The sequence below is a fragment of the Marinomonas foliarum genome, from assembly GCF_003337275.1.
In the GTDB taxonomy this organism is placed as follows: Bacteria; Pseudomonadota; Gammaproteobacteria; order Pseudomonadales; family Marinomonadaceae; genus Marinomonas; species Marinomonas foliarum.
Genome location: NZ_QPJQ01000010.1, coordinates 36,097 through 50,520, shown reverse-complemented (window position 1 = coordinate 50,520; position 14,424 = coordinate 36,097). Strand labels below are relative to the sequence as shown.

Genomic DNA, 14,424 nt, shown 5'->3' with positions numbered 1-14,424 from the left:
AGATATTAAATGCATCTTTCGTTACAGACTAAAATAACCCTTCAGTCCATTATTGTGGCTGTGATTATTGCTATCGGTGTTGGCGGTGTTTCCTTCTATGCCTTCAAAACAGACAGTGATGCTCGCATAAAATCAGAAGCAAGCTCTCAAGCCAATGCTATTTCAACTTATATCAACAGCTGGTCTGATGATCGCAGCAGCACCATGCAAGCCATCAAACAAAAAATAGAAGCTTCTTTACAAGACAATCCTGATCTAAACGAAAAAGACATTCTTAATATCCTCCAACAAGCTCAAGCCAGTCTCGGGTTTGGTATGACTTTTTTAGGGATGGAAAATGGCGCAATGTACCGCCATGATCCATCACTCAACAGTGCTGATTACGACCCGCGTAAACGCAGCTGGTACATTGATGCCAAACAGAAAAATAACGCTTATGTCACTGCACCTTATATCTCAGCCTCTACTAAAAAGCTTTCAATGACATTTGTAGAGCCCATTACCGTTAACGGGAAGTTTATAGGTGCCATTGGTGGTCTGGTATTTTTAGATAGCATACTAGACAGTATTCTAGCGATGAAAGTCGCTGGTAACGGCTATAGCGTATTATTCGATGGCGACGGTAAAATCATTGCTCACCCCAACACAGATCGTATTTTGAAGGATGCTACGGACTTATCCCCGATATTAAACAACGACTTTTTCAAAGGTGTTGGCTCTAAAGCTAAATTTACCGAGCTAAATATAGATGACAAAGATATTGATATGTATGCAAGCAACATCAAAGGCAGTCCTTGGGTGTTAGGGTTAATGATGAACAAAGACGTTCTGAATGCCCCACTTGTTAGCTTGGGAACAAACATTATTATCGCCGTCTTTATTTTGCTTTCGATTGCCATATTGGTCGTTGTTCAAGTGACACGATTCCTATTAAAAGATTTACGTCGCGTTTCTGACAGCATGGCGCAAATTGCCCAAGGTGACGGAGATCTAACACAACGTCTAACCGCCAGTTCTAAAGATGAAATCGCGGTATTGGTAGACAACTTTAACAAGTTCGTCGCCCTGCTACATGGCACCGTGTCACATCTCAAAAAAATTGGCCATGAATTATCAGGCCAAGCCAGTGCGTCACACACATCCTCTAGAAACAGCTCTCTGAAACTAGAAGAGCAGCAACACAATATTTCAATGGTAGCGACGGCCATTCATCAAATGGCACAGGCGACACAAGAAATCGCTAGCAACGCGACCAACACTGCAATCAATGCTGATGAGACAGTTGCAGCCAGCAACATTGGTCAATCACAAGTACTGAAAAGCCAAGAAAGCATTAGAACTCTCGCAGAAGATATCCAAGGTGTTGCTGGTGTCATTAATGACCTTAGTAAAAACGCCGATGGTATTAATACTATCTTAACGACGATCTCAGGTATTGCTGAGCAAACTAACTTATTAGCCCTAAATGCAGCAATCGAAGCGGCACGTGCTGGCGAGCAAGGACGAGGCTTTGCCGTAGTGGCTGATGAAGTTCGAGTGTTGTCACAACGTACTTATAGCTCAATTGAAGAAATTCAAAAAATGATTGAATCTCTACAGAAAATCACCAAGGATGCGGTGAATAAAATTCAATTAAGCCATACCAGAGCAAATAGTAGCGTTGAAGACGTTAATCAGGCCAGAGAGAGCCTAGATAAGATTCAACAGTCTGTCACCACCATTAACGACCGCGCTGCACAAATAGCAACAGCAACTGAAGAGCAAACTAGTGTTACTGCAGAAGTAAATCAGAACACAGCTGACATACAACAAGGCTCGACAGAGCTTGTGGCAATTGCAGCAGAAAGTGCAGCTCGTGCCGAAGAGTTAAAAGTGCTAGCGGATGACTTGATCAAAAACATCAATCACTTCAGAACATAATAACCGGATATCAATAAAAACGGCCTATCAGATGTACCTGATAGGCCGTTTTTATTTCTCTAACTATTATGCTTTCGCAACTGGTTACACTAGTGGTGAAACGCCAATAATCGCTTGATGAAGATAAAAAACGATAGCAAACCACGATACCATAGCAAAAACAAAGGCAATCAAGTTCGTTGGCACAGTGGATTCTTCCGAGGTTTTATAAACAACGCCAGCCTTACGATCTCGACGACGATATACGGCAAAACTCACAATAGACCAAACCAAGAAGCTTCCGAAGATAATCAGATCCGCTAAAGTGCCGTTACTGATTAAATGCGCGAAAGCCCATAGCTTCACCGCAATTAACATTGGGTAGCCCACTTTATTTTTCATCGTTGTATTCGGCACTAACGCAGAACCAACGAAGAAAAGTGCAACCAGTACCAATAAGCCAGCTAAATGACGAGACCAAACAGGAGGAAACCACAACCACACAGGCTCAAGGCGAACTTGCATATAACCCATTACAATAAAAGCAGTGGCAATCAAGGTCACCATGCCAAAACGCATCTTCCAGCGCATTGCGCCATGCCTTGCCATACTTGTCTCACGCCATTGAGGTGCAACCAAGCGAATGGAATGCAACACAAAGAAAATGACTAACCCAACAACTAAAATCAACATACTAGGATGTTCCTCATACACTTTAAAAATCTTCCAACTATCGCGGCTCGGCTATTCTTGAAATCTAAGCTCCACGTTAAATTTATAGCGCAGGATTATAGAGGGAAATAAGCAGGAGGCCTATAATTCATTACAAACTACTAACGAATCACGAAATAGCCTTAATTCTTTCTTCGTTTATTTCACAACCCCCCACGGTCATTAGATGGGCATAGGACAAAAACCAATAGAAGTCGTTAAAATGTCATAAAAAGCCCTGTAAAATACCTTTATTGAGCTAGAAAAAGCCCCCTCCTTTGCACTAGAATACACCGTTTTGACTAACGGGCAGGTTGCCATGATCAAGACACCTTATTACCTCATTGATAAAGCTGCTCTTCTTAAGAACCTAGAGAAGATCGCTTATGTGCGCCAAGAGTCCGGAGCCAAGTCTTTATTAGCTCTTAAATGCTTTGCGACGTGGTCTGTATTTGACTTAATGCAAGACTACATGGATGGCACCACGTCCTCTTCCTTGTACGAAGTCAAGCTGGGAAAAACCAAATTTAAAGGTGAAACACATGCTTACAGCGTCGCCTATTCAGACGATGAAATAGCAGAAGTGTTGGATCACTCAGACAAAATCATTTTCAATTCCATTGGACAATTCAATCGCTTTAAAGAAGTCAGTAAAGACAAGACTCGTGGCTTGCGTGTTAACCCACAAGTCAGTACCTCTGAGTTTTTGATCGCCGACCCCGCCAGACCTTTTAGTCGTCTTGGCGAATGGGATCCTGAAAAAATCGCCACGGTGATTAACGATATCTCTGGTTTTATGTTCCACAATAATTGTGAGAACAACAGTTTTGAACGCTTTGACGAGATGTTAAACCTAATCGAAGAGCGTTTTGGCCACCTGATTCAGCAGGTAAAATGGGTCAGCCTTGGTGGCGGCATTCACTTTACTGGTGATGACTACCCAATTGATAAATTCTGCCAGCGTTTAAAAACGTTTGCCGAAAAATATGACATTCAGGTCTATTTAGAACCAGGTGAAGCCAGTATTACCAAAAGCACCACATTAGAAGTGACCGTACTAGACACATTATTCAACGGTAAAAATTTAGCGGTCGTTGATAGCTCCATCGAAGCTCACATGCTGGATCTGCTGATCTATCGAGAAAATGCTAAAATGGCACCTTGTGATGGCGAACATGAATACATGATTTGTGGGAAGTCCTGTTTGGCTGGGGACATTTTCGGCGAATTCAAATTTGATAAAACACTGCAAGTGGGTGACCGCCTGTCTTTCCAAGACGCAGCGGGTTACACCATGGTGAAGAAGAACTGGTTTAACGGTGTTAAGATGCCGTCTATTGCCATACGCCAATTGGATGGCAGCATCGAACTTGTTAGGGAATTCGGTTACCACGATTTTGAGCAGAACTTGTCTTAATTCTGCTTCGATTACTACTTTGGAGAAAGCACTACCATGAAAAAAAATGTTCTCATTATTGGCGGCGGAGGCGTGGCACAAGTTGTGGCACACAAATGCGCCCAACACAATGACACACTGGGCAATATCGCAATTGCTTCACGCAGCGTTTCGAAATGCGACGATATTGTATCCAGTGTCCTCGACAAAGGCAGCATGAAAGTAGAGGGCCGCATTCAAGCATTCGCCCTAAACGCTCTTGACGTGCCAGCAACCGTTAAACTGATTCAAGAAACGGAATCCCAGATTGTTATTAACGTTGGTTCAGCGTTTATCAATATGTCTGTGCTTGAAGCTTGCATGGAAACGGGGGCAGCTTACTTAGATACAGCAATCCACGAAGATCCAGCAAAAATCTGTGAAACACCACCTTGGTACGCAAACTACGAATGGAAGCGTCGTGACGCCTGTAAAGAAAAAGGTATCACCGCCATTCTAGGTGTTGGCTTTGATCCAGGTGTTGTAAATGCCTACGCAGCACTTGCGTACAACCATTACTTCGACAGCGTAACAGATATCGATATCATTGATATTAACGCGGGTAGCCATGGTAAATATTTCGCGACTAACTTCGACCCTGAGATCAACTTCCGTGAATTTACCGGTGTTGTGTACTCATGGCAGAATCGCGAATGGAACGTCAACAAGATGTTTGAAGTAAGTCGTACAGATGACCTGCCTGTAGTAGGAAAGCAAACGTCTTACATGAGCGGCCATGACGAAGTACATTCGATTTCTCAAAACTTAAATGTACCAAACGTACGTTTTTGGATGGGTTTTGGTGAGCATTACATCAACGTATTTACTGTATTACAAAGCCTAGGACTGTTGTCTGAACAGCCAGTTAAAACGGCAGAAGGCTTAGAAGTTGTACCGCTTAAAGTCGTTAAAGCCGTGCTTCCTGATCCGTCTTCTCTTGCTCCTGAGTACACAGGTAAGACTTGTATCGGTGATGTTGTTAAAGGCATCAAAGACGGCAAAGAAAGAGAAGTATTTATCTACAACGTAGCGGACCACAAAGACGCTTACAACGAAGTGGGTAGCCAAGGTATCTCTTACACCGCTGGCGTTCCACCAGTTGCTGCTGCCATCCTAGTTGCCAATGGCACTTGGGATGCAAAAGAAATGCGCAACGTAGAGCAACTTGACCCAAGACCTTTCTTAGGTTTATTAAACGAAATGGGCTTGCCGACTCGCATTAAAGACGAAACGGGCGACCACCCTTTCACGTTTTAATAATTGATTAAATTTAGTGATCAATATAAAAAAACCAGAGCATGAGCTCTGGTTTTTTTGTGTTTAAAACAAGATCCATTATCTATGAGCAAATGCTGTCTTCGTGCAATCTCCGTCGATTTTGCCTTTCTCTTCTTCCAAAATTTCATCAGTAAACTGCCCCATAAAGCAGCAACAAATCCCTTCTCCAATCATGGTACGCGGCCCCATTGGATGACCAATGTGTTTATAAACGCCATGGCTATGTCCATGGGAATGATCATGAGAGTGGCTATGATCATGAGAGTGGCTATGACCATGGGGATGCCCGTGACTGTGATCATGTCCATGGGAATGACCATTTGGATTCAATACTGATGAATGCCCATGATCTGCCGACTGGATCACACTCGTGAAGTGCTTAGCATCGGATTCCGACAATCCTTGCGTATCGTCTTGAGGATCAACAAATTCGGCATGGTGATGATGAACATCCACTTCGCCTGCAGCAAGACGACGCTTGAAGGAATTCATCAAGCTTTCTTCGCCAGTTTGTAATTCACCCTGCATGATTTCTTCTACACGGTTCTGGAAAGCATCAATAACACGAGGGTGATCATTCAAGTAAGGCGTTTGAATAAACTCAATCGCTTGGTTCTCTTGAGCAACCTTATCAACATAGCCCTGAATACGCTTGATCAATCGACCCGTAAACAAAAAGTACGGAGCAACAACAATGCGTTTAAAGCCAAGCTTCATTAACTTTTCAAGACCGACACCAACAGACGGATAAGTCACGCCAGAATACACAGTGTCCGCCCAACCAAAGCCCATGTTCTCATTAACAATACGTGTTAGCTTCGCCGCTTCGGCATTGGCAGAGGTATCAGATGTACCACGACCAACCACCACCAACATGGTGTCATAAAGGTTTTCTGGCGGATTTTCTGGATCAAGACCAAGGGATTCATAAATGCGCGCTTGAAAGGCGTCGATCATGTCATCTTGCAAGCCTAATTCACGCCCATAAGTGATCTTTAAACCTGGGTGTTTTTCTTCGTAGGTGGTCAATACAGAAGGAATGTCATTTTTCGCATGCGTCGCAGCAAAGAGCATTCCCGGCACGGCATAGATTTCTTCAACACCTTGGTCAACCAAGCTGTTTAAACCCATATGAATGTTTGGAGCAGAAAACTCTAGAAAGCCGTACTCCACCGGAAGATCGGGATAGCGCGCTTTAAGTCCTTTCGCCACTAGGCCAAATTCACGTTCAGCATCTTTATCACGGCTGCCGTGACCACAAATCATAATGCCCTTTTTGGCCTGTTCTCTATTACTCATCATTTCTCTCTACTTTATTCATCTCAGCTAGTCATTAGTCTAAATACAACTAGCAAGGTTACAAGCGATCTTCTGCCCAAGATCACTGACGTTGTTCTTGTTGCTGATCTAAATCAAGCAACAAGGATTGTATTTTTTCACGATGTACATCGGCGTTCTGCCACATGCCTCGCTGGATGGCTTCTAATAAGCGCTCACCCATTTCTTCTAGCGCGTGAGGGTTATTATCGCGCATAAAGGCTTGGTTGTCTGGATCCAGCAATAACCGATCAGTTACTTGCTCATATTGATAATCCGCCACCAGATCTGTCGTCGCATCGTAGGCAAACAAATAATCTACGGTCGCCGTCATTTCAAACGCACCTTTATAACCGTGAGTTTGCATAGCGTCGATCCATTTGGGGTTCAGCACCCGCGAACGCACCACACGATTCAGCTCTTCTTTTAAGGTACGAATTTTTGGCGAACTCGGATTGGAATGATCGCTATGATAAACACTCGGCGCTTGGCCGCTAAACTCTGTTACCGCGTTGGCCATGCCACCTTGGAATTGATAATAATCGTCCGAGTCAAGAATATCGTGCTCACGGTTATCTTGGTTTTGCACGACGGCATCTAATTGAGACAAACGCTCAACAAAGGCGGACTTAGCCTCTATACCGTCTTGTTTACCATTGTAATTATTACCGTCATACGCGTAACCGCCCCAGTTCACATAAGCTTCCGCCAAATCCGCTTTGGTGTCCCAGCAACGCTCATCGATCAAACCTTGCAAACCAGCCCCATAAGCGCCCGGTTTGCTGCCGAACACACGATAAGTGGCTTGACGATTTGACTCAGTTTCACTCATACCTTGAGCAAGCAATTTACTTTTGCGCGCTTCCACATTGGCGCGAATCACATTGCCTGTGCCAGGCTCTTGATAATCTGCAATAGCCTGCACTGCCGCATCATAGAGTCGCATAACGTTGGCGAAAGCATCTCGAAAGAAGCCAGAAACACGCAGGGTAACATCCACTCGTGGACGACCTAATTGCATGCAAGAAAGGATTTCAAAATCAGTCACACGGTTTGACCCCGGCGCCCAAATAGGACGAACCCCCATCAAAGCAAACGCTTGGGCAATATCATCGCCGCCAGTTCGCATAGTGGCCGTTCCCCATACGGACAAACCTAAATCTTTCGGATAATCACCATGCTCTTGCAAGTGGCGCTGAATAAGCGCTTCGGCTGACTGCTGACCTATTGCCCAGGCTGCAGGCGAAGGAATAGCGCGATTATCCACAGAGAAAAAATTGCGCCCGGTAGGCAAGGTATCAAGCCGGCCACGTGTCGGAGCGCCGCTTGGGCCTGGGGGAATAAAACCACCCGCCAATCCTGTTATTAACGCCTGAATTTCATCATGAGCACTTTGCTGCAAAGCAACCAATAAGCGTTTTTTACTGTGCGCCAATAACACGGCGGTTTGAGGGAGTTTTGTTGCCAACTCATCAGTGAAGCCTTCTCCAATCAAATGGCTCAAAACCAGCTCTTTGGCAAATAGTTCCAAGCGTTCCTTGGTGTCAGCATGAGTCCGCCACGTTAGTTCGCTTACTGATTGTAAAAACTCAGGCTTATTGCCGAACCAAGGTGTTCGCTCACTTTTCATCGGATCAAAATCGTCTTGTTCCAGCGACAAGTCTTTGACTAAGGCGTGTAGAATGCCTTGACTGGAAACCTCACTTCCACGAGACAAACGCAACAAAGCCACCAGCGTATCGGCAAGTTTATCGTCTTCTGGCAATTCCCCTAGACGATGCAGTCCATGGCGAATTTGTGCTTCTTTGATTTCACATAAATAGGTATCTAAACCTTCTAGTACAGATTCATCATTGTCCGCTTGCACGCCTGCCAGCTCTTCAAGCAGATGCGTGGTTTGGACCTTTTCAAGAATCTGCTCACGTAGCCAGGTTTCACGGCGTACATCCATGCCCATGGCTTGGTAATATTCATCGACTAAATTTTCTAGCTCGGCCATGTCACCATAGGTTTCAGCACGGGTCATGGGCGGCATCAGATGATCGATAATCACCGCTTGCGTGCGGCGTTTGGCTTGCGCTCCTTCCCCCGGATCATTGACGATAAAGGGATAAAAGTGTGGCATTGGCCCAAGAGCAATATCCGGCCAGCAAGAAGCCGACAAAGCCGTGCCTTTGCCCGGTAACCATTCAAGGTTGCCATGTTTCCCCACATGAACAAAGGCATCGACTTTGTAGACGTGACGCAACCAAAAGTAAAAAGCCAAATAGCTGTGAGGCGGAATCAAATCTGGGTCATGATAATTCGCTGCCAAATCTAAATTAAAACCACGGGCCGGCTGAATACCAACAAAGGTTTCCCCTAAGCGAATGCCTGCCAACATGATGCGTCTCTGGCCATTTTGCTCGCGGCATTTATGATCGTCTTCTGGCGGCCCCCAGCGATCCCAAACCGCGTTCTGGCATTCCAACGGCAACTGATAGAAATAATGTAAGTAGTCTTCTAAAACGAGGCTTTGCCAGCAACCGCGCTCATGCAAGGTGTTGGGATTATTGGTCACAGCGCCGAGCAATTCTTCGATCAAGGCGTTGCCGTGATCGGGAATGTTGTCGATAGGATAACCTGCGGCTTCTAAGGCTTTTAATAGATTCACTGCCGAGGCTGGCGTATCCAAACCAACGCCGTTACCAATACGACCATCTTTGGTTGGGTAGTTTGCTAACACAAAGGCGATGCGTTTTTCATGATTTGGTTTGCTAGCCAAATTAGCAAAACGCTTAGCAAGTTGAGCAACAAAACGTGCGCGCTCTTCCTGTAATTCGTAACGCACCAAATCCACTTGAGCAATGTCATTGTAATGACTCAAAGCCTTGAAGCTCACAGCTCGCGTGATAATACGCCCGTCCATTTCTGGCAAGACGATTTGCATGGCGACATCACGGCTGCGAAGGCCTTGAGTTTGCCCTTGCCAATCCTCTTCGGTACTACCAGAAAGAATCAACTGTAAAACCGGAATAGGAGAAGCAAAGGCTGATTGAAAATCCGTTGGCTCAGAAGCCAGATCAGGACTTCCCACGCGATTGGCAGCGAAACCAGTGGTATTTAAAATCACCTTGGCTTGTGTGCGTTCCACTAACGACTCGATCAAGCCCACCGATACATCGTCTTTGAGAGAGCTCACTGCTACAGCAAGCGGCACTAGACCTTCTTGCTTTAATATCTCGATAAGACCATCAAACATCGCAGTGTTACCGCTTTGTAGATGGGAACGATAAAACGCCAAGATAGCAACAGGCGAGCCTTGCGCTAATTCATCGGAATAATGGTTTTGCCACTGGGCAAAACTAGAGGAATGACCAGCATGATAAATAAGCGCACTTGGCAAAGGGGCTGGCTCTTGCCAATGGCAAGGCGTGCCGAAGTAGTGATCCGTGAGGAAATAGAACAATTGCTGAGAGTTTGCTTGGCCACTTTCACGCAGATAACGCCACACTCGATGGCAGTCTTCTGGCTTTGCGGTAGAGACCCTTGTTAACGAAGGATCTTGTGAATCGTCCCCTGGCACCACAATCAGTGTTCGGCCAGCTTTGGCTCTCGCCCACTCTTGTAGTCGCTGGAAACCATATTCCCAATAATGCTCGCCACCCAATAGTGAGACAATAACGACCTTGGCATGATCAAGCACCTTGTGCTCGTACAAATCATAAGCAGCCGGTTTGACCAACTGCATCCAATTGGCAAGGCGAACACTCGGTAATCGTAGGCGCTCCAATCCATCATCGGAGCCATGAAAAGAAGCTATCTCGTCCAGCGCGCTACCAAGCGCACCGAGTACACTATCCGCCGCGGCCAAAATGACTAAGTCTGCTGGTGTTTGTCCAAGATCGACAATCCCTTCGTCGTCAACAAAGCCACCCGGTTTGGCTGCTAATAAGTGCACTCTTTCTCCAGTTTGTTTCTTTTACTCACTCGTCATTCTCGCGAAAGCGGGAATCCATAGCTTTTCCATTACGAGCTTTGCATAGCCCTCTTAACCCCTCCCTAACCCTCCCCTTAGCAAGGGGAGGGAATGTCTAGCTCCTCCCCCTTTTCAAGGGGGAGGCTGGGAGGGGGTTAAGCACTCAAAGCATCGTGTAATATATTCTCAATCTGCTCTTTACTAATGCCTTTACCAATAAACACCAACTGAGTTTTACGCACTTCTTCTGGTTGCCATAAACGGTCAAAATATCGATCCAAACGCGTTCCAACCACTTGAAACACTTGGCGCATAGGTTTGCCATGAACGGCAGCAAAACCTTTTACACGAAAGATATTATGCTCTTCAACCAACTGAGTTAAAGTGTCTTGTAAAAGATCAGATTGCACTTCGCCCAAAGTAACCACAAAAGAATCAAAATGATCATGCGCATGATCATGATGCTCGCCATGGGCGTGATGATGATCGTGATGGTTGTGAACTTCATCGATTCGACTTTCCGTTGCTGCGTCGATGCCCAACAAAACATCCAGAGCCGCTTCACCATTTTCGATATAAACGGTTTTGACTGTGCTTGGCACTTCGTGAGCAATAATCGCCTGCACGCGAGCACGTTCTTCGTCATTGAGTAAGTCGTTTTTACTAACCACCACCAAGTCTGCCGCACTTAGCTGATCATCTAATAATTCCTGCAAGCTAGGATCGTGATCCAGACTTTCATCAGCTAGGCGCTGGGCTTGTACCTTACCTTCATCATGAGCAAAACGGCCTGCAGCCACAGCCGCACCATCAACCACGGTAATCACCGCATCGACGGTGCAATGCTCTTTGATGCCCGGCCAGTTGAAGGCTTGCACCAAAGGTTTTGGCAACGCCAAACCGCTGGTTTCAATCAGGATATGATCTATATCATCACGGCGAGCAACAAGCTGCTGCATGACAGGTAAAAACTCTTCTTCTACCGTGCAGCAAATACAGCCGTTCGCCAATTCGTAAAAGCCGTCGTCACTGCGCTGGTTTCCTTCTTCCACGCCTTCTGGGCAATCAAGTGGACAAGAGCGCAATAGATCGGAATCTATGTCTAGCTCGCCAAATTCGTTAACGATCACGGCGATACGTTTGCCTGCCGCTTGCTTTAGCACATTGGATAATAAGGTTGTTTTACCACTGCCCAAAAAGCCAGTCACAATTGTTGTTGGAATTTTATTCAACTGCATGATTCATCCTTCTTACTTTAAGGGATAATATTTTAAAATTATGTTTTCTTAGACTTATGTATCTTACGAAAGATGTGTGCCTGTCCTTTGTCGTATAAATAGGAGTCTGCAAAATCTTCTGTGTCTAATACCTTCCCGACCAATATCAAACTGGTGCGAGTGAATTTTTTCTCTCTTACTTTGGCAACAATATCCGCTAAAGTTCCCACCACATAGTCTTGATCTGGCCAACTAGTGCGATAACACACAGCAACGGGGCAATCTTCACCATAATGAGGAATCAGTTCTTCGACGATTTTATGGATACGAGTAATTCCAAGATGAATAGCTAACGTCGCACCACTTTGTGCTAAAGCAGGCAAACGCTCTCGTTCTGGGAAAGGTGTTTTGCCTTCATAGCGCGTCATAATAACGGTTTGAGAGACACCTGATAAGGTCAATTCTTTGCGTAGTAACGCAGCCGATGCCGCCACAGCACTAACACCAGGAATGACTTCATAATCAATATCTAATGCTTCTAAACGACGAATTTGCTCGCCAATCGCACCATATAAAGCAGGGTCACCAGACTGTAAGCGAGCAACGTCTTTGCCTTCTTGAGCCGCTTTTTCGATGACTGCTGTGGTTTCATCTAGATTCATTTCGGCCGTATCGTAAATCGCTTCGGCAGTACCACGGACACTATCGATCACCTGTGGTGGAATCAAGGAACCAGCATAAAGAACAATCGGGCAGCGCTCCATGGTTCTGACCGCTTTCACTGTCATCAAATCAGGATCACCAGGGCCGGCGCCAATAAAATACACTGTCATTTTTTCACTTACCTTTTATAAAGAGCTAAAGCTTTTTAGAATAGCCGCGCGGCGTATAAATCCATTTTTTCTCACCATTAACAATGTGTTTGGTGTCAGAGTTCCCAACGCTAACCATGGTGAACATATCCACGTTTTTTGCGTCTAATTCACCCAGTGTCGTAAAGGTAATCTCTTCTTCAGGGCGAGTTAATTGACGCCCAATCATCACAGGAGTGCTGGCGGGACGATATTGCAATAGGACATCTCGAGCGTGGTTAAGCTGCCAATCTCTTTTCTTTGAAACAGGGTTATAAAACGACACGACAAAATCACCCGCACCACAAGCGTGCAAGCGTTTATCGATGGTTTCCCAAGGGGTTAATAAATCGGAAAGTGAAATGGTACAGAAATCGTGGCCCAGCATGGCACCCACTCGGCTAGCGCCGGCTTGCATGGCTGAAATACCGGGGATAACTTCAATATCCACATCTAGCCATTCAGGGTGATTTTCTTTACCTTGCAGTTGCATATCCAGCAATTCAAACACTAAAGTCGCCATGGCATATATGCCAATGTCACCACTGGAAATTAATGCGGTAGTTTTGCCTTGTGCGGCCAAATCAAGGGCTAAGCGCGCACGACCTATTTCTTCACCTAAAGGCAGGTTATGAAAGGTTTTACCGTCACTAAGCTCACCCAATAAATCCAAATAATAACCATAAGCCACCCAATCGCTACAAGCGGCCAATGCTTGCGTTGCTTTGGGTGCAACCAACCCTAAATCACCAGGGCCCATGCCCATTACAAATAGCTTGTTCATACGTTCTCTACAATGAAATCAAGCGCCATAGGGCGCGAATGAAACCATTGTACACGTATTGCTAATTTGACGGGATGAAAACCCCACGGTTTAAAGTGAAGACAACTCAGGTGATGAGTTAAAGCTACGACTCGACTTTAACAAGACGACATTTTGTCGCCATAGTTCCTACTTCTAACTCGGCTGTTTCTCCATGAATCCAGAAAGAAAGGCCTTCCCCAAGATAAAATGAGCCAGATGCGCTAACAGCTTGAGTCAACATGTACTCTTTATCATTCCAAGTAAGTTGCGCATCTTCAGCATGAAAGAAAACATGTAAAGGTGAAGCATTGCATAGATAAGTAGCTGAGTTAGTCTGTGAAATATCCCCCATTTCATCAACCTCGTTAGTCGATGAGGAGTCTTTAGTAATCGAACTACACGCAGTCAAAGAGAGCAAAGACGCACAGACGAAGATTTTTTGTAAGCGTGATTTTTTTATATCCACAATGCATGACTCCATTCAAAATCAATATTCCAAACTAGCTTTTAAAAATAGCCGCTATTGCAACAAAACAATAAATCGGTTTATCACTATATTTTATATCGGTCTGGGTATAAAGCTCTACTCATAGTGCCATGATTATTGGTTACTTTTTGTTACTCAGAGAATTATCACAAAATCGCCACATTTTCCGTAGAACACTCTTTGACAGCCTACAATGAAAACAAGTAGTATTTATTTCGTCGGATTTATCCGACTTCGTTCTCGGGGCGGGGTGTAATTCCCCACCGGCGGTAAAGAATCTATTTCTAAGCCCGCGAGCGCCTAGTAGATTTTTATTCTAGGGTCAGCAGATCTGGTGTAATTCCAGAGCCGACGGTTATAGTCCGGATGATAGAGAGCGCGTCAGACAAGACCTTATAGTGGTGTCGTATTTTGCGACGCCTCAGGTATGCCATTTTTACCATGGTATATTTGCCTGCCCGTTCGC

At 45.1% G+C, this 14,424-nt stretch carries 10 protein-coding genes and 1 riboswitch; of the genes, 3 read left to right on the top strand and 7 right to left on the bottom strand.

Translation table 11 applies throughout. The features are described from left to right. Positions 1-9 precede the first annotated feature (9 nt). Entirely contained in the window at positions 10-1,920 is a 1,911-nt protein-coding gene (locus DFP77_RS07310; protein WP_114411629.1) for a methyl-accepting chemotaxis protein, read from the top strand. Between the two features lie 84 nt (positions 1,921-2,004). Here DFP77_RS07310 and DFP77_RS07305 read toward each other — a convergent pair whose 3' ends face one another. Next, positions 2,005-2,592 carry an NnrU family protein gene (locus DFP77_RS07305; protein ID WP_114411628.1) on the bottom strand — a complete coding sequence of 196 codons (588 nt, stop codon included), beginning with the start codon at positions 2,590-2,592 and terminating at the stop codon, positions 2,005-2,007. A gap of 337 nt (positions 2,593-2,929) precedes the next feature. On the opposite strand from DFP77_RS07305, the gene nspC reads away from it, so the two are divergent. Continuing rightward, positions 2,930-4,027: a carboxynorspermidine decarboxylase gene (gene nspC, locus DFP77_RS07300; protein WP_114411627.1), complete on the top strand. Its 1,098-nt coding sequence runs from the start codon at positions 2,930-2,932 to the stop codon at positions 4,025-4,027. Positions 4,028-4,063: 36 nt separating this feature from the next. Further along, the gene (locus DFP77_RS07295) at positions 4,064-5,302 is read left to right on the top strand and encodes a saccharopine dehydrogenase family protein (RefSeq protein WP_114411626.1); all 1,239 of its coding nucleotides are present in this window, start codon (positions 4,064-4,066) and stop codon (positions 5,300-5,302) included. A gap of 78 nt (positions 5,303-5,380) precedes the next feature. Here DFP77_RS07295 and DFP77_RS07290 read toward each other — a convergent pair whose 3' ends face one another. The 6 genes from DFP77_RS07290 to DFP77_RS07265 form a co-directional block, all read right to left on the bottom strand. Further along, positions 5,381-6,622 carry a sirohydrochlorin chelatase gene (locus DFP77_RS07290; protein ID WP_114411625.1) on the bottom strand — a complete coding sequence of 414 codons (1,242 nt, stop codon included), beginning with the start codon at positions 6,620-6,622 and terminating at the stop codon, positions 5,381-5,383. A gap of 82 nt (positions 6,623-6,704) precedes the next feature. Continuing rightward, complete coding sequence (gene cobN / locus DFP77_RS07285) at positions 6,705-10,580, bottom strand: cobaltochelatase subunit CobN (RefSeq protein WP_114411624.1); 3,876 nt, start codon at positions 10,578-10,580, stop codon at positions 6,705-6,707. Positions 10,581-10,753: 173 nt separating this feature from the next. Further along, positions 10,754-11,836, bottom strand: a complete 1,083-nt coding sequence (gene cobW / locus DFP77_RS07280; protein WP_114411623.1) for a cobalamin biosynthesis protein CobW — start codon at positions 11,834-11,836, stop codon at positions 10,754-10,756. A gap of 38 nt (positions 11,837-11,874) precedes the next feature. After that, entirely contained in the window at positions 11,875-12,648 is a 774-nt protein-coding gene (gene cobM / locus DFP77_RS07275) for a precorrin-4 C(11)-methyltransferase (protein WP_114411622.1), read from the bottom strand. A 25-nt stretch (positions 12,649-12,673) separates the two neighbouring features. Next, entirely contained in the window at positions 12,674-13,450 is a 777-nt protein-coding gene (gene cobJ / locus DFP77_RS07270; protein ID WP_114411621.1) for a precorrin-3B C(17)-methyltransferase, read from the bottom strand. Between the two features lie 124 nt (positions 13,451-13,574). After that, positions 13,575-13,937, bottom strand: coding sequence for an MliC family protein (locus tag DFP77_RS07265; RefSeq protein WP_181858512.1), 363 nt, complete (start codon positions 13,935-13,937; stop codon positions 13,575-13,577). Between the two features lie 253 nt (positions 13,938-14,190). Continuing rightward, positions 14,191-14,340, top strand: a riboswitch (FMN riboswitch). Positions 14,341-14,424 lie beyond the last annotated feature (84 nt).

Excerpts from the sequence above, each read along its gene's own strand:
- DFP77_RS07295 (WP_114411626.1), top strand. The coding sequence starts at position 4,064 with ATGAAAAAAAATGTTCTCATTATTGGCGGCGGAGGCGTGGCACAAGTT.
- cobW (WP_114411623.1), bottom strand. The coding sequence starts at position 11,836 with ATGCAGTTGAATAAAATTCCAACAACAATTGTGACTGGCTTTTTGGGC.
- cobJ (WP_114411621.1), bottom strand. The coding sequence starts at position 13,450 with ATGAACAAGCTATTTGTAATGGGCATGGGCCCTGGTGATTTAGGGTTG.
- DFP77_RS07310 (WP_114411629.1), top strand. The coding sequence starts at position 10 with ATGCATCTTTCGTTACAGACTAAAATAACCCTTCAGTCCATTATTGTG.
- nspC (WP_114411627.1), top strand. The coding sequence starts at position 2,930 with ATGATCAAGACACCTTATTACCTCATTGATAAAGCTGCTCTTCTTAAG.
- cobM (WP_114411622.1), bottom strand. The coding sequence starts at position 12,648 with ATGACAGTGTATTTTATTGGCGCCGGCCCTGGTGATCCTGATTTGATG.
- DFP77_RS07305 (WP_114411628.1), bottom strand. The coding sequence starts at position 2,592 with ATGTTGATTTTAGTTGTTGGGTTAGTCATTTTCTTTGTGTTGCATTCC.
- DFP77_RS07290 (WP_114411625.1), bottom strand. The coding sequence starts at position 6,622 with ATGAGTAATAGAGAACAGGCCAAAAAGGGCATTATGATTTGTGGTCAC.